Raw genomic sequence first — 15,400 nt, forward strand, 5'->3', positions numbered from 1 at the left:
GGCATTGCTGTCATGATTTGATTGCAATGAAATCATTTGCTATGGATTATGCTCGTTTAGGAGCATGTCATGGCCAGCCTGACCGTCCGCAAACTCGATGAAGCCCTCAAAGCCAGTCTCCGGCTGCGCGCCGCCAAGGCCGGCCGCTCGGTGGAGGATGAGGTCCGGATGATCTTGCGCGAGGCTGCCGAGCCTCAGGCCGTCAAACCTCCATCAGGCCCCGCGCGAAACCAGCCGCACCGGACCCGGGCCTCGTTCCCGATCGATCTCCCGCGGGTCACGCTGATCATCGGCGGCGGCATCGCTGCCTACAAGGCGCTCGATCTGATCCGCCGCCTGAAAGAGCGCGGCATCCATGTCCGCTGCGTGATGACCCGCGCCGCGCAGCAATTCGTCACCCCGCTCACCGCCGGGGCGCTGGCCGACGAGCGCTGCTACACGGATCTGTTCGATGCCCAGAGCGAGTTCGACGCCGGGCATATCCGCCTCGCCCGCGATACCGACCTGATCATCGTCGCACCCGCCACCGCCGACCTGATGGCCAAGATGGCGCAGGGCCAGGCCGATGACCTTGCCACCGCGATCCTGCTCGCGACCAACCGTCCGGTGCTGGTGGCGCCTGCGATGAACCCGCTGATGTGGGCCAACGTCGCGACCAAGCGCAACGTCGCGCAACTCGTGCGCGACGGCGTCAGCTTCATTGGTCCGAATTCCGGCGAGATGGCCGAAGCCAACGAGGCGGGCGTCGGCCGCATGTCGGAACCAACCGAAATTGCCATCGCAGCAGAGGCGATGCTGCGCCCGCCGCACACAGGGCCGCTTGCAGGAAAGAAGATCCTCATCACCGCCGGCCCGACCCACGAGCCGATCGATCCGGTGCGCTACATCGCCAACCGCTCCTCCGGCAAGCAGGGTTATGCCATCGCAGCATCCGCAGCCGAGGCCGGTGCGGACGTGACGCTGATTTCTGGTCCGGTCGATCTGGACGATCCTGTCGGCGTCCGCGTCATCCGCGTGGAATCAGCGCGTGACATGCTTGCGCAAGTGGACGCCGCATTGCCGGTGGATATCGCGATCTTCGCCGCCGCCGTCGCCGACTGGCGCGTTGCCAATGCGGGCGAGCAGAAGATCAAGAAGACCGCGAGCGGCATGCCGCCGCTGCAACTGGTGGAGAACCCGGACATTCTCGCCACAATCTCCAAACACCAGCAAAACCGACCGCAACTCGTGATCGGCTTCGCCGCCGAAACCCAGAATCTGATCGAGAACGCGACATCGAAGCTGAAGCGCAAGGGCTGCGACTGGATCGTCGCCAACGATGTGTCGCCTGCATCCGGCGTGATGGGCGGCGACCGCAACACCGTCCACATTCTCACGCGGGATAAAGCCGATATCGCGGTTGATTCCTGGCCGGTGATGACCAAAGAGGAAGTCGCGGACGCGCTCGTCGCAAAAATCGCCAGCACGATAGGACAACAGAATTCATGACGACTGCCATCGCCGTCGAGATCCAGCGCCTGCCACATGCCGAAGGCCTCGCGCTGCCGGCTTATCAGACCGCGCATGCCGCAGGCCTCGATCTCCTTGCCGCGGTTCCCGAGGACAAACCGCTCACGCTGAAGCCGGGACAACGCGCGCTGGTGCCGACCGGACTGATGATCGCGGTGCCGCCGGGTCATGAAGCGCAGGTGCGCCCGCGATCAGGGCTGGCGTTCAAGCACGGTGTCACCGTTCTCAATTCGCCGGGCACGGTGGATGCCGACTATCGCGGCGAAGTTTCAGTGCTTTTGATCAATCATGGCGACGAGCCATTCACGATCCGGCGCGGGGAACGCATCGCCCAGCTTGTCATCGCCGCCGTGACACAGGCAAATCTTGTGGCCGTTGCATCGCTGTCGCCCACCGATCGTGGCAGCGGCGGGTTTGGTTCCACCGGGCGGTAGATCGATCCTCACTAGTGGAGTGGATTTGACATTCGCGACCCTGCTGGCAGCAATTTCGCAAAGCGAATGTCAAACCAAAACTCCACTAGAAACCTGTATCTGCTAGTGGTCCATCGATTCTAACATTCGCTAGAATGCCTGCTGAAAAGGGATGCGAATGTTAGAATCGGACCACTAGGTGTCGAATCGCACCGCACAATCGCTCACGCAGCCATTATTTTGCAGCGCGATTCACGTTCACGGTCTGGACTCTTACCCGGCGACTCCTGTTGAGGATATTGTCGTTCGATTCGTGTGCGGCAGTTGGGATAGATCATGTCAGGCGTGATCGAGGGGATGCGGCGGACCTTGCTGTCGTGCACTTCGATTGTGCGCGGAGGCGCGGTTGGCCTTGGTGCGGCGGCCCTGTTCGGCATCGCGCCCGCTTTTGCACGCGACGATGTCTTCCAGAACGCGCTGACGCTCCTCGCAGCCATCGACCGGCAGGAAATTGCCGCGCTGAGCGTCGCGGCTGCAGTCCTCGGATTCTCCGTGGTCGCGGCGATCCTGCTGATGCGCACCCGGCTGCGCGCCGCACACATCGAATCGCGTTTGCTGTCGGATAATCAGGCGCTGCAGCTCGAGGCGGATCGCTTTCGCGCGCTGCTGTTCGCCGAGCCGCAGGTGCTGATCTCTTGGGCCGCGGGCGAAGACCGCCCCGACATCAGCGGCGATGTGGCCATGTTGATGCCGCAAGGCGCTGACCCGTTCAACCCGCAGCGGCTCCTCGCCTTCGGAAGCTGGCTGCTTCCGGAACAGGCGCTTGCAATGGATCACGCCATCGACAACCTGCGCGAAGCCGGCGAAGGCTTTCAGCTCAATCTGTCGACAGCCGCCGGGCGCACCATCGAGGCGATGGGCCGCGCCATCGGCGGGCAGGCTATCGTCCGGATCCGCGAACTCTCCGGGGTGCGGATGGAACTCGCCGAACTCAACATCCGGCACAGTCATTTGCTGGAAGAAACCGGCGCACTGCGCGCATTCGCCGAGGCTGTTCCGCTGCCGGTCTGGGCCCGCCGCAGCAACGGTGCCCTCAGCTTCGCCAACGCCGCCTACGCGCAGGCGACCGATGCAGCCTCGGTCTCCGACGCCATCGAGCGCAATCTCGAACTGCTCGACCACGACGATCGTGCCAACATGGCGCGGGCGCTCGCGGACAGAAACGGGTTCGCAGCACGGGTTCCGATTGTGACCGGCGGTCAGCGCCGCATCTTCGACATTCACGCACTCAACGTGGCGGGCGGCAGCGCCGGGATCGCCGTTGATGCGACCGAGGCCGCAAGCCTGCGCGCTGCGCTGGAACGAATGGCGGAAGCCCATCGCCGCATGCTCGATCAGCTCTCGTCGGGCGTCGCGGTGTTCGACGCATCCCGGCGGCTGACATTCTACAACGATTCCTACCGTCGGCTTTGGGACTTCGACCGCGCATTCCTCGACGACAATCCTGACGATTCCAGCGTGCTCGACAAGCTCCGTGTCGCCCGCAAGATTCCCGAGCAGCCCGATTTCCGCGCGTGGAAGAACAAGCTGTTCGAGGCCTACCGCGCCATCGAGCCTGCCAAGGACACCTGGTACCTGCCGGACGGCCGCGCGCTCAGCGTCGTCACCGCGCCCAACCCCGAAGGCGGCGTCACCTATCTGTTTGACGACGTCACCGAAAGCCTGAAGCTCGCGCGGCAGAACGACGGCCTGATCCGCGTCCAGCGCGAAACGCTGGACAATCTGGCGGAAGCGGTCGCCGTGTTCGGCAGCAACGGCCGCGCACAGCTGTTCAATCCGCCCTTCGCGCGGATGTGGAAACTGTCCCCGGAAGCGCTGGCGCAGCAGCCGCATATCGAAGCCATCGAGCAGTGGTGCCGGCCGTTGTTCGACGACGACACAACCTGGCAGACCCTGCGCGCCGCCATCACCGGCATCGACGACCGGATTTCGGTTCCGCTCAAGCTCGAGCGCAAGGACGGCAGCGTCATCGACTGCACCACCATGCCGCTGCCCGACGGCGCGACCATGCTGACCTTCCAGGACGTCACCGACACCGTGAACGTCGAGCGCGCGCTGCGCGAACGCAACGAGGCGTTGGAAGCCGCCGACCAGATGAAAATCGACTTCGTTCATCACATGTCCTACGAGCTGCGCGCGCCGCTGACGTCGATCATCGGCTTCGCGCATTTCCTCGGCGATCCATCCACCGGACCGATGACGCCGAAGCAGAGCGAGTATCTGAGCTACATCACCACCTCGACCGATGCGCTGCTCGCCATCAGCAACAACATTCTCGACCTCGCCACCATCGATGCCGGCGCGATGAAGCTCAATCTCGGGCCGGTGGATTTGCGCAAGACCGTCGATGAGGCGACCGCCGGCATCCAGGATCGCCTCGCCCGCGAGAACATCCGACTCGATGTTCACATCGATCCTGCCATCGGCGATTTCGTCGCCGACGAACGCCGCATCGTCCAGGTGCTCTATAACCTGCTAGCCAACGCCGTCGGCTTCTCGCCGCCGAACAGCGCGGTGGCTCTGCGCGCGCGGCGCAGCAACGCCAGCGTGGTGTTTTCGGTGTCCGATTCCGGGCCCGGCATTCCGGAAGAGGTCAAGGACAAGGTGTTCGACTGGTTCGAGAGCCATGCCAACGGATCGCGCCATCGCGGCGCAGGCCTTGGCCTGTCGCTGGTGCGATCCTTTGTCGAACTGCACGGCGGCAAGGTCCATGTCGACTCGGTGGTCGGCAAGGGCACGACGGTGACCTGCGAGTTCCCCGTCGACCAGTCCTTTCGCAATGCTGCTGAATGAGCGACCTCTCGACATTCCATGCCGCACTGGCGAATGAGACCGCCACCGGCCAGTTGATGGCCGACCTCGCGCTGCTCCTGAGCGCGGGCGACGTCATCACCCTGTCGGGCGATCTCGGCGCCGGCAAAACCGCGGCCGCACGCGCGCTGATCCGTTATCTCGCGCAAGACGACGATCTGGAAGTGCCGAGCCCGACGTTCACGCTGGCGCAGACTTACGATCTGCCGTCCTTCCCGCTGCTGCATGCCGATCTCTATCGCGTCAACGATCCGGACGAACTGGAAGAAATCGGATTGTCGCCGCTGCCGGACGGCACCGTGGCGCTGATCGAATGGCCGGAACGCGCACCACAGATGCTGCCGCCGGACCGGATCGATATCGCGTTCAGCCATCGGCCGTCACTCGGCACCGGTGCGCGCGCCGCCGAGATCACGGGCTACGGCAAGCTGACCGCGAAAGTCGAACGGCTGGCATCGCTGCGGCGCTTTCTCGAAATTGCAGGCAGCCTGGAGGCCAAACGCCAGCGCATGCCGGGTGATGCTTCGACGCGGTCCTATGCGCGGCTGGTCAAAGGCGATCAATCGACCATCCTGATGAACTCGCCGCGCCGCCCCGACGGACCCGCCTTGTACGACGGCAAATCCTACAGCGAGGCGGTCCATCTCGCCGAGGACGTCAGGCCGTTCGTCGCCATCGCCAACGGACTGCGCGAGCGCGGCTATTCCGCACCGGCGATCCATCATGCCGATCTGGATGACGGCTTCCTTATCACGGAGGATTTCGGCGGCGATCTTTTCATCGAAGGCGATCCACCGAAGCCTATCGCCGAACGCTACCAGGCCGCGGTGGATATGCTGGCAGCTTTCCATCAGGAACAACTGCCCGACGTGCTGCCGCTCGCGCCGCACCTCGACTACATCGTACCGCCGTTTGACGACGCCGCGATGATGACCGAAGTCGGACTGATGCCGGAATGGTATCTTCCAGACAAAGGCGTGACGCTGACCAGCAACATGCATGCGGATTTTCTGCTGATCTGGGGCGATCTGTTTGCGAAGCTCGCGGACACGCCGAAGACCTGGATGTTGCGCGACTTCCACTCGCCCAATCTGATCTGGCTCGCGCACCGCAGGGACATCGGGCGCGTCGGCCTGCTTGATTTTCAGGACGCGGTGATGGGCCCGCCTGCCTACGATCTGGTCTCGCTGTTGCAGGATGCGCGGATCGACGTGCCCGAAAGCATCGAGATCGCGATGCTGACCCGCTACGCCAAGGAACGGCGGGCCGCAGATCCGACTTTCGATCCCGCAGCCTTCGTCCAGCAGTATGCGATCATGTCCGCGCAGCGGAATACGCGGCTGCTCGGCACCTTTGCCCGCCTCAACCGGCGTGACGGCAAGCCGCAATACCTGCAGCATCAGCCGCGGGTGTGGACATATCTCAATCGTGCGCTCGCCCATCCGTCGCTGGAAATATTCCGCGAGTGGTGTACCGCCCACGTCCCCCCGCCCGCGACCTGACCAAAACGGCTGTTTTGACGGCGTTGCCTTTACCGGTTGTTAGCCAGCCAGCCGGTAATTTGGGTTCCGACGACTGTGCAGCGCAGCCCCGGCGATGCAACGCGGACGATCGATAAATTGCGAGCGGAGTGACATTTTATGGCAGCTGAACGACGTGTGGGCGACCGCGTGGTTTTCGAGCGCGGTTTTGCAGCTCACCTGATGGGCATTGACGGGACCTGGCGGCGCAATTGTCTGGTTGAGGACATTTCCGAGACCGGCGCGAAGCTGACTGTCGAAGGCTCCGTCGAAGGCCTGAATCTCAAGGAATTCTTCCTGCTGCTGTCCTCGACGGGACTGGCCTACCGCCGCTGCGAGCTGGCCTGGGTCAATGGCGAGCAGATCGGCGCGGGATTCCTGAAACCCGACGCCAAGAAGAAGCCTGCCCGCCGCGCCTCAGGCTCGCAGGTTGTGGAAATTTGACGCTGCGGCCGGCGAAAATCCTCTTCGCCACCCAGTCGCACCGCTGTCACAAAGTGCCATTACAGCCTGAGCCGCCGGCGCGCGGCGCCGATTCGGATGCTATGCTCGGCATCCGCCAGTTTTCGCGAGCGGCCCCAAGGGTCGGCGCGGGCCAGTTGAGATGCACACCAATATGCCTACCAAACCCGTTTCAGCTATGGTCCTCGCAGCCGGTCTCGGCACCCGCATGCGGCCGCTGACGGACAAGATGCCGAAACCGCTGGTGCCGGTTGCCGGCAAGCCGCTGCTCGATCATGTGCTCGACCGGCTCGCGGAAGCGGGCGTGACCACGGCCGTGGTCAATGTGCACTACCTTCCCGACCAGATCGTCCAGCATGTCCAAACCCGCCAGTCGCCGCACGTTGTGATCTCCGACGAACGCGACGTGGTCCTCGGCACCGGCGGCGGCGTGGTGAAAGCATTGCCGCTGCTCGGCGATGCGCCGTTTTATCATCTGAACGCGGATACGATGTGGATCGACGGCGTGCATCCCAATCTGCTTCGTCTTGCAGACGCCTTCGATCCGGCGCGGATGGACATCCTGCTGCTGATGGCGCCGACAGCAAACAGCATCGGCTATGCAGGTTCGGGCGACTACGCGATGCTGACCGACGGCGCCCTGCGCAAACGCAAGGAGCATCAGGTGGTGCCGTTCGTCTATGCCGGCGCCGCCATCATGTCGCCCGCGATTTTCAAGAACGCGCCTTCCGGCGAATTCTCCCTGACAAAGATGTTCGACGCCGCCAACGAACAGGAGCGGCTGTTCGGATTGCGGCTCGATGGTCTCTGGATGCATGTCGGCACGCCTGAAGCCGTCGAGGCCGCAGAAGAAGCCCTGCTCGCCAGCGTGGCATAAACGCGCCCAAATCGCTCCCGCGCAAGACTCCCCTCGCCCACCCTTCGCATGCCATGATGCCGATCCCGAATCGGAACTTTCATGCGCGTTTTCAACGTCCCTCCATCTGCGCCGTTTCTTCACACGGTGATCTCGGCGCTTGTCGATGGCCGGCTCGTCGCGGGATTTGACGCGCGCGCGAATCCCGAACGGCTGGCGGACGCGACGCTCTATCTGCCGACACGGCGCGCCGGGCGCATGGCGCGCGAGGTGTTTCTCGATGTGCTGCAAACCGACGCGGTCGTGCTGCCGCGCATTGTGGCCCTCGGCAGCGTCGACGAGGATGAGCTGGAATTCTCCGACGACGGGCAGCTTGGCGGCCCTGAAGCGTCCGTTCTTCCGCCGAAGCTGGACGATCTCGAGCGCAGGCTGACGCTGGCGCGGCTTGTCGCCGCCTGGGCCAACCTGCAGCCGGCATCGCTCGTCGTCGGCAGCCCCGCATCGACGCTCTCGCTGGCTAGCGATCTGGCGCGGCTGATGGACGACATGGTGACGCGCGGCGTCGGCTGGGACGCCCTCGACGGCATCGTGCCTGACGAACTCGACATCTACTGGCAGCACACGCTGAAGTTCCTGAAAATCGCCAAGGAAACCTGGCCCGCCTACCTCGCGCAGCTCGAACGTATCGAACCTGCGGCGCGGCGCGATATGTTGATCGCCGCGGAAGCAAAGCGACTCGCGGCGAACCAAAGGGGTCCGGTGATCGCCGCAGGCTCCACCGGATCGATGCCGGCCACAGCGAAATTCTTGCAAGCCATCGCGCAACTGCCGCAAGGCGCGGTGGTGCTGCCCGGCCTCGACACCGATCTCGACGCCGCTGCGTGGGACTCGATCGGCGGCGCCGTGAACGCTGGCGATATCCTTGCGACACCGGCGGCGTGGAGCCACCCGCAGTTCGCGCTGCACGGACTGCTCGCGCGGTTCGGCATCAAGCGCAGGGACGTCGAGCCGCTCGCGGCTCCCTCAGCTCACGGCCGCGAGGTGCTGACATCGGAGACGATGCGTCCCGCGACATCGAGCGAAAAGTGGCACACGCAACTGGCCGACAAAGCGATCGCGCAGCGTATCGCGACCGGCACCGAGGGTCTGGCTTTGATCGAAGCCGCCAATCCCGAGATGGAGGCTCTGGCCATCGCAGTGGCGATGCGCGAGGCGCGCGAACACAATCTCACCGCGGCGCTCGTCACGCCCGACCGCGCGCTGGCGCGCCGCGTGATGGCGTCGCTCGGCCGATGGAATCTCGCCTTCGACGATTCCGGCGGCGATTCCCTGATGGATACGTCGGCCGGCATCTTCGCGCGGCTCGCGGCGCAAACCATCGCGGAGGAACTTGCACCTCCCTCCTTGCTGGCGCTGCTGAAACATCCGCTGTTCCGGCTCGGGCAGACGCAAGGCGCTTTCACCAAAGCCATCGGCGATCTCGAACTGGCGCTGTTGCGCGGTACGCGGCCGGCCGCGGGCAGCGAAGGACTGGCGCGGGATTTCGCGCGGTTCCGCACTGAGCTTGGGAAACTACGGCGCAAGGAACCATCCGCGATCCACCGCTCCGAACCGCGCGCGCAACTCGATGCAGCATCACTCGATGCCGTGCAGGCGCTGATCACCGATCTTGCAGCGGCCTTCAAGCCGCTGGAAGATCTGCGCCCGGGCAAGCCGCATGACCTGATCGACTATGCGGCACATCACTACGAAGTCCTCAAGCGCCTGTCGGGCGATGACAAGGGCGTTGCTCTCGCCTTCGAGGACTCCGATGGCAGCGCATTGTCGAAGGCTTTCGATGACCTGTTTCAGGCCTGCGGCGTATCCGCCGACGACAAACCCGCGCCAAGCGGCCTGACGCTCGCTCCCCGCGACTATCCGGATGTGTTCCAGACGGCGTTCGGCGACCGCATCGTGCGCCGGCCGCAGTCGGTGGCGTCGCTTCGCATCTATGGCCCGCTCGAAGCGCGTCTGACGGAGTGCGACCGCGTAATTCTCGGCGGTCTCGTCGAAGGCGTGTGGCCACCCGCGCCGCGCGTCGATCCGTGGCTGAGCCGCCCGATGCGGCATCAGCTCGGTCTCGATCTGCCCGAGCGGCGCATCGGACTGTCGGCCCACGACTTCGCGCAACTGCTCGGCACCCGCGACGTCATCCTGTCGCGCGCGGCGAAAGTCGGCGGCGCTCCTGCCGTAGCCTCACGCTTCCTGCACCGGATGGAAGCCGTGGCCGGAAAAGACCTCTGGGCACGCGTCAAGGACAAGGGCGACACTTATGTCCGCTACGCCAACGAACTCGATCGGCCGGACAATGTCGCACCAATGCCGCGTCCGGAGCCGAAGCCGGATGTCGCGCTTCGTCCGCTCAGCATGTCGGTCACCGAAATCGAGGACTGGCTGCGCGATCCCTACACGATCTACGCCAAGCGCATTCTTAAGTTGACGCCGCTCGATCCGGTGGACATGCCGCTGACCGCAGCGGATCGCGGATCGGCCATCCACGAGGCGCTGGGAGAATTCACCGCCCGGTTCGCGAACGCGTTGCCGGATGATGTCGCCGCAGCGCTGCGCGAGATCGGCAGCACGCACTTTGCGCCATTGATGGAGCGTCCCGAGGCGCGAGCATTGTGGTGGCCGCGATTCCTGCGCATCGCCGACTGGTTCGCCGGCTGGGAAGCCCGGCGGCGGTCAGACGTGATCCGCGTCGATGCCGAAATCCGCGGCGAGATTCCAATCCGTCTGGACAATGGTCGCACGTTCAGACTCTCCGCACGCGCCGATCGTATCGAGCATCGCACCGGCAACAGCTACGCGATCCTCGACTACAAGACCGGCCAGCCGCCGAGCGCGAAGCAGGTGCGTCTTGGCCTGTCGCCCCAGCTCACACTGGAAGCGGCAATCCTGCGCCGCGGCGGATTCGACAACATCCCCGCCAGCGCGTCGGTTGGCGAGCTGGTTTACGTCCGGCTCAGCGGCAACAACCCGCCGGGCAAGGCAACCGTGCTGGAACTGAAGCTCAACAAAAGTGACACACCGCAGCCGCCAGATGAAGCGGCGGATGAGGCCCTGCAGAAGCTCGAAGGCCTGATCCGCGAATTCGAGAATCAGGACACGCCCTATCGCTCCGTCGTCCTGCCGATGTGGGAGAACCGCTACGGCAATTACGACAACCTCGCGCGCATCAAGGAATGGTCCGCCGGCGGCATGGGGGACGACGAGGAATGAGTTCTCCGCGCAAGAATATCCCCGATGCCGTGCGCGATGCGCAGGTGCGCGCATCGAATCCCGACGCATCCGCCTTCGTCGCGGCCAATGCCGGATCGGGCAAGACCCATGTGCTGGTCAACCGCGTCATCCGGTTGCTGCTCACCGGCGTCCCGCCGGAGAAAATTCTCTGCATTACTTTCACCAAGGCGGCTGCCGCCAACATGGCGCAGCGTGTGTTCGAGACGCTGGGCCGCTGGGTCACGCTGCCCGACCGCGAACTCGACGAGGCGATCCGTGCCATCGGCGCGCCCGCGGCCACTGCAGATGCTCGTTTGCGCGCACGTAAACTGTTTGCCGGCGCGCTCGAGACTCCCGGCGGGCTGAAAGTGCAGACCATTCACGCGCTCTGCACCCGGCTGCTCCAGCAGTTTCCGTTCGAGGCCAACGTGCCCGCACGCTTCGCGGTGCTCGATGATCGCGACCAGAACGAGATGATGGAGCGCGCCAATCTTGCGGTGCTGCTGGAAGCCGCCCGCGCGCCCGACAGCGCGGCCGGACGGGCGCTCAACATTGCAATGTCCGCCGCCGCCGATGTGACCTTCAAGGACGTGGTGCGCGAGGCTTGTCTGAGCCGCGATCATTTCATCAAATGGTCGGACAGCGCCGGAAGCTTTGACGCTGCGTTGAAGCAAGTCACGCAGGCCCTCGGGGTCGGCGCCGATGTGCGCATCGAGGATGTCGAGCGGGAGATTGTCGATGGACCGAACCTGCCTTGCAGCGAGTGGCAGGCGGTCGCCGCGGCGCTCGATGGCGGCAGCCCGGCCGATGTCACGCAGGCCGAGCGCTTCCGGATTGCCGACGGTCTTACCGACCGCACTCAAGTCGAAGCCTATCTCGATATCTTTCTGACGGAAGTGAAGGGCGTCACGGGGCCTCGCAAAACCCTGATGACCAAGGCGCTCGCGAAGCTGCAGTCCTCGCTGGCGGCGCGGATGGATGCGGAGCAGGCACGCGTCCTTCAACTGGACGAGAAACGACGCGCGGTCATGCAGCGCGACCGTGCTCTGGCGCTTTTTGTGATCGCCACTGTCGCTGCCGCAAACTACCGGCGCGAAAAGCAGGAGCGCGGCCTGCTCGATTACGATGATCTGATCGACAAGACCTACGACATGCTGACCAACGTGTCGTCCGGCTGGGTGCACTTCAAGCTCGACCGCGGCATCGATCACGTCCTGATCGACGAGGCGCAGGACACCAGCCCGCGGCAATGGGACATCATCGAACGGCTCACGTCCGAATTCACCTCGGGCGCAGGCGCGCGCGACGGCGTCAAGCGCACGATCTTCGCGGTCGGCGACGAGAAGCAGTCGATCTTCTCGTTCCAGGGGGCCGCGCCGCGCGAGTTCGATCATCGCCGCCGCGAGATGAAAGAACGGTTTGAAGCCGCCGGACTGCGGTTCGATCCGGTGTCGTTCACCTATTCATTCCGCTCAGGCGAAGGCGTGCTGCAGGCGGTCGCGAGCACGTTCAAGACATCCGAGATCTACAAGAGCATCACCACCGACCTCGACGGAATGCCGCCGCATATGGCGCTGCAGGACGCCGCGCCTGCGCTGGTCGATCTGTGGGAAATCGAGGTTCCCGATGCGCGCGACGACGTTGAGGGCTGGCGCGCGGCGTTCGACGCCATCGCCGAGACCAGTCCCGAGGTACGGCTGGCGCGGCGGGTTCAGAACGAGATCAAATCGCTGATCGGCGCGCGCACCATGACTGGCCCGCGCGACAAACGACGCCCGCTGCGTTACGGCGACATGCTGGTGCTGGTGCGGCGGCGCGGCCGCGCCTTCGACGCCATCATTCAGGCGCTCAAGCATGCCGGCATTCCCGTCGCCGGCGCCGACCGGCTGAAGCTGACCGAGCACATCGCAGTCATCGACCTGATGAATCTCGCCGATGCGCTCTTGTTGCCGCGCGACGATCTGGCGCTGGCGGTGGCGCTGAAAAGCCCCCTGTTCGGTCTCGACGACGACGATCTTCAAATCCTTGCACCGCATCGCAAGGGCACATTGCGCGACGCGCTTACTGAACACGCCGTGGACAACAGCAAGATCGCAGCAGCTCTAAAGCGATTAGAAAGTTACGAAGATCGATTTGCAGAGACCACACCGTTTTCGTTCTACGCCTGGCTGCTCGGCGGCGATCGCGGCCGCGCGCGCATTCTCAAGCGGCTGGGGCCCGAGGCCGACGACGCCATCGATGAATTTCTCGAACTGGCGCTGACCTATGAGCGGAAAGCGCCCGCCTCGTTGCAGGGATTCATGGCATGGCTGCGCGCCGCCGACACCGAAGTGAAGCGCGACATGGAAATCGCGCGCGACGAAGTGCGCGTCATGACGGTGCATGGCTCAAAAGGCCTTGAAGCGCCCGTGGTGTTCCTTGTCGACACCACCACTTCGCCGGCGGACACCCAGCGGATGAACCTCATTCGCATGCCGCAGGGCAACGCAGCACCGAACGCACCGGCGGTCGTGCTGTGGGCCGGCAAGAAGGCCTACGATCTTCCTGTGGTGGCGGCGGCGCGCGACACCATGAAAGCCGACACCGAAGACGAGTACCGGCGGCTGTTGTATGTCGCGATGACGCGCGCGGCGGATCGCCTGATCGTCGGCGGCGTGCTCCCCGGCAACATGCGGTCCGTGCGGCAGCTGTCGTGGTACGATCTCATCCAGAAGGGTCTCGCAGACCCAGAGTCCGGCCTGCAATGCGAGATCATTGAAACCGGATTCGGGCCGGTGAAACGCTATGCGCGTCTCGCGGATGCCCAACCGCCGGCAGAGACCGCTGCACCGGTTCAGGAAATGCTCGCGCTCGCGCAATTTCCGGGCTGGCTGAAAACTCCCGCGCCCAGGGAAACGCCCGCAGACATTCTGCTGCGTCCCTCCGATCCATCCGAGGCCGATGCGGAAGGCCGCGCGATCGTCACTGACGAATCCCGCACCGCGCGCGAACGTGCCTTGAGGCGCGGAACACTGATCCATCGGCTGCTGCAATCGCTCCCCGATGTTGTCATCGAGCGGCGCGAAACCGCCGCGCGCGACTTCCTTCAGCGCAACGCGAAGCAGCTTTTCACAGAAGACGAACGCGCCGCACTCGCCGAGCAAGTGATCGCGCTGATCGAGACGCCCGCCTTCGCGCCCCTGTTTGCGCAAGGCAGCCGCGCCGAAGTCTCGATCGCGGGCCGTGTGGCGCGGCGCGGCCGCCCGCCCGCGCTGGTGTCCGGCCAGATCGACCGGCTGGTGGTGACAGCGAGCGATGTCCTGATCGTCGACTACAAGACCAATCATGCCCCGCCCCGCTCGGCTGCCGAGGCCCCGCAGGCCTATGTGCGGCAGCTCGCGCTTTATCGTGATGTGCTGCAGCGGCTTTATCCCGGCCGGAAGGTGCGCTGTGCACTGCTGTGGACAGAAACCGCCGCCATGATGGAAATTCCGGCCTCCGCGCTGGACGCAGAGCTGCAATCGCTGGTTTCCTGAGGCTCTGCCTGCCGTCCATGGCCCGAATGGCGGGGTTAACCCCTTGAATCGGAGCCCATTCCGGGCGCTGAGCCGGCGGCGGCCGATGGAACACGTCGCGGTGACCAGCCTTGACCCCGCAGGGGCGCATTCATAGGTTGGTCCTACGTTTCTTGCGCGCGATTCTTCAAACAGACCCCGCGCCTTTCATCCAATGAGGCAGATCACATGAGTGTGGGTAAGGTTTCGGACAACGATTTTGATGCGGAAGTTCTCAAGGCGGACGGCCCGGTCGTGGTCGACTTCTGGGCGGAATGGTGCGGCCCGTGCCGCATGATCGCGCCAGCGCTCGACGAGATCGCCGGTGTCATGGGCGACAAGGTCAAGATCGTGAAGCTCAACGTCGACGAGAGCCCGAAGACCGCGTCGAAGTACGGCGTGATGTCGATCCCCACCCTGATGATCTTCAAGGGCGGCGAGATGGCCTCGCGTCAGGTCGGCGCAGCTCCGAAGGCCAAGCTGCAGCAGTGGATCACCGCTGCGGTCTGATCGCGCGTTCAGATGAATCTGAGAACGGCCGGCGCAAGCTGGCCGTTTTTGTTTGGGCGTCTTGCTGAGGTCTTGAGAGATCTCTCACGGTCGTCCCCGCGCAGGCGGGGACCCATACGCCCTGAGTTTCCGATTTGAGGGAGATGCTAGAGCAGTCTTCGTATCATCATCACCTCGTTCGGTGGTTATGGGTCCCCGCCTGCGCGGGGACGACGATTGAGTGTGACGCGACAGCGTGCGACTTTCCAGATTCAATTTTCAAACAGCCACTTTCGTTTGCGCACGCAAGTTCGTTCTCGCGCATTGCGCGAGTTGGTTTTCAGTTTTGCCCCTTTAAAAGGGAGGGGCATGGAGCGCCGCGAGGCGCAAATGTGTTGTCTCGCTTCCTTTGCGAAGGAAGCGCATCGCCTTGCGGCGCTCCATTGCGGGATTTTGGGCGAGGGGAGCGTTCTTCCGGGACAGGAC

9 protein-coding genes are annotated in these 15,400 nt (G+C 64.2%); all 9 read left to right on the plus strand.

What is annotated here, in order from left to right; genetic code table 11:
• Window positions 1–69: 69 nt before the first annotated feature.
• The 9 genes from coaBC (at window position 70) to trxA (ending at window position 14,935) form a co-directional block, all read left to right on the plus strand.
• Window positions 70–1,488: a bifunctional phosphopantothenoylcysteine decarboxylase/phosphopantothenate--cysteine ligase CoaBC gene (gene coaBC / locus YH63_RS06605; RefSeq protein WP_137325137.1), complete on the plus strand. Its 1,419-nt coding sequence runs from the start codon at window positions 70–72 to the stop codon at window positions 1,486–1,488.
• Window positions 1,485–1,943 (plus strand): dUTP diphosphatase, encoded by a 459-nt coding sequence (gene dut / locus YH63_RS06610; RefSeq protein ID WP_046828288.1) that lies wholly within the window; start codon window positions 1,485–1,487, stop codon window positions 1,941–1,943. Before coaBC ends, dut begins: the two co-directional genes overlap by 4 nt.
• A gap of 315 nt (window positions 1,944–2,258) precedes the next feature.
• Window positions 2,259–4,775, plus strand: coding sequence for a PAS domain-containing sensor histidine kinase (locus YH63_RS06615; protein ID WP_046828287.1), 2,517 nt, complete (start codon window positions 2,259–2,261; stop codon window positions 4,773–4,775).
• Window positions 4,772–6,295 carry a tRNA (adenosine(37)-N6)-threonylcarbamoyltransferase complex ATPase subunit type 1 TsaE gene (gene tsaE / locus YH63_RS06620; RefSeq protein ID WP_046828286.1) on the plus strand — a complete coding sequence of 508 codons (1,524 nt, stop codon included), beginning with the start codon at window positions 4,772–4,774 and terminating at the stop codon, window positions 6,293–6,295. The genes YH63_RS06615 and tsaE overlap by 4 nt, the downstream gene beginning before the upstream one ends.
• 138 nt (window positions 6,296–6,433) lie before the next feature.
• Window positions 6,434–6,757, plus strand: a complete 324-nt coding sequence (locus tag YH63_RS06625; protein WP_046828285.1) for a pilus assembly protein PilZ — start codon at window positions 6,434–6,436, stop codon at window positions 6,755–6,757.
• 172 nt (window positions 6,758–6,929) lie between these two features.
• Window positions 6,930–7,652 carry a nucleotidyltransferase family protein gene (locus YH63_RS06630; protein ID WP_046828284.1) on the plus strand — a complete coding sequence of 241 codons (723 nt, stop codon included), beginning with the start codon at window positions 6,930–6,932 and terminating at the stop codon, window positions 7,650–7,652.
• Window positions 7,653–7,733: 81 nt separating this feature from the next.
• Window positions 7,734–10,892: a double-strand break repair protein AddB gene (gene addB / locus YH63_RS06635; protein WP_046828283.1), complete on the plus strand. Its 3,159-nt coding sequence runs from the start codon at window positions 7,734–7,736 to the stop codon at window positions 10,890–10,892.
• Window positions 10,889–14,407: a double-strand break repair helicase AddA gene (addA, locus tag YH63_RS06640; protein WP_046828282.1), complete on the plus strand. Its 3,519-nt coding sequence runs from the start codon at window positions 10,889–10,891 to the stop codon at window positions 14,405–14,407. Before addB ends, addA begins: the two co-directional genes overlap by 4 nt.
• A gap of 207 nt (window positions 14,408–14,614) precedes the next feature.
• Window positions 14,615–14,935, plus strand: coding sequence for a thioredoxin (trxA, locus tag YH63_RS06645; RefSeq protein ID WP_046828281.1), 321 nt, complete (start codon window positions 14,615–14,617; stop codon window positions 14,933–14,935).
• The last annotated feature ends 465 nt before the right edge of the window (window positions 14,936–15,400 follow it).

The organism is Afipia massiliensis (genome assembly GCF_001006325.2).
Classification (GTDB): domain Bacteria; phylum Pseudomonadota; class Alphaproteobacteria; order Rhizobiales; family Xanthobacteraceae; genus Afipia; species Afipia massiliensis_A.

What these genes read in the sequence shown, in the direction of transcription:
- coaBC (WP_137325137.1), top strand. Translation starts at nt 70, where the DNA reads ATGGCCAGCCTGACCGTCCGCAAACTCGATGAAGCCCTCAAAGCCAGT.
- dut (WP_046828288.1), top strand. Translation starts at nt 1,485, where the DNA reads ATGACGACTGCCATCGCCGTCGAGATCCAGCGCCTGCCACATGCCGAA.
- YH63_RS06615 (WP_046828287.1), top strand. Translation starts at nt 2,259, where the DNA reads ATGTCAGGCGTGATCGAGGGGATGCGGCGGACCTTGCTGTCGTGCACT.
- tsaE (WP_046828286.1), top strand. Translation starts at nt 4,772, where the DNA reads ATGAGCGACCTCTCGACATTCCATGCCGCACTGGCGAATGAGACCGCC.
- YH63_RS06625 (WP_046828285.1), top strand. Translation starts at nt 6,434, where the DNA reads ATGGCAGCTGAACGACGTGTGGGCGACCGCGTGGTTTTCGAGCGCGGT.
- YH63_RS06630 (WP_046828284.1), top strand. Translation starts at nt 6,930, where the DNA reads ATGCCTACCAAACCCGTTTCAGCTATGGTCCTCGCAGCCGGTCTCGGC.
- addB (WP_046828283.1), top strand. Translation starts at nt 7,734, where the DNA reads ATGCGCGTTTTCAACGTCCCTCCATCTGCGCCGTTTCTTCACACGGTG.
- addA (WP_046828282.1), top strand. Translation starts at nt 10,889, where the DNA reads ATGAGTTCTCCGCGCAAGAATATCCCCGATGCCGTGCGCGATGCGCAG.
- trxA (WP_046828281.1), top strand. Translation starts at nt 14,615, where the DNA reads ATGAGTGTGGGTAAGGTTTCGGACAACGATTTTGATGCGGAAGTTCTC.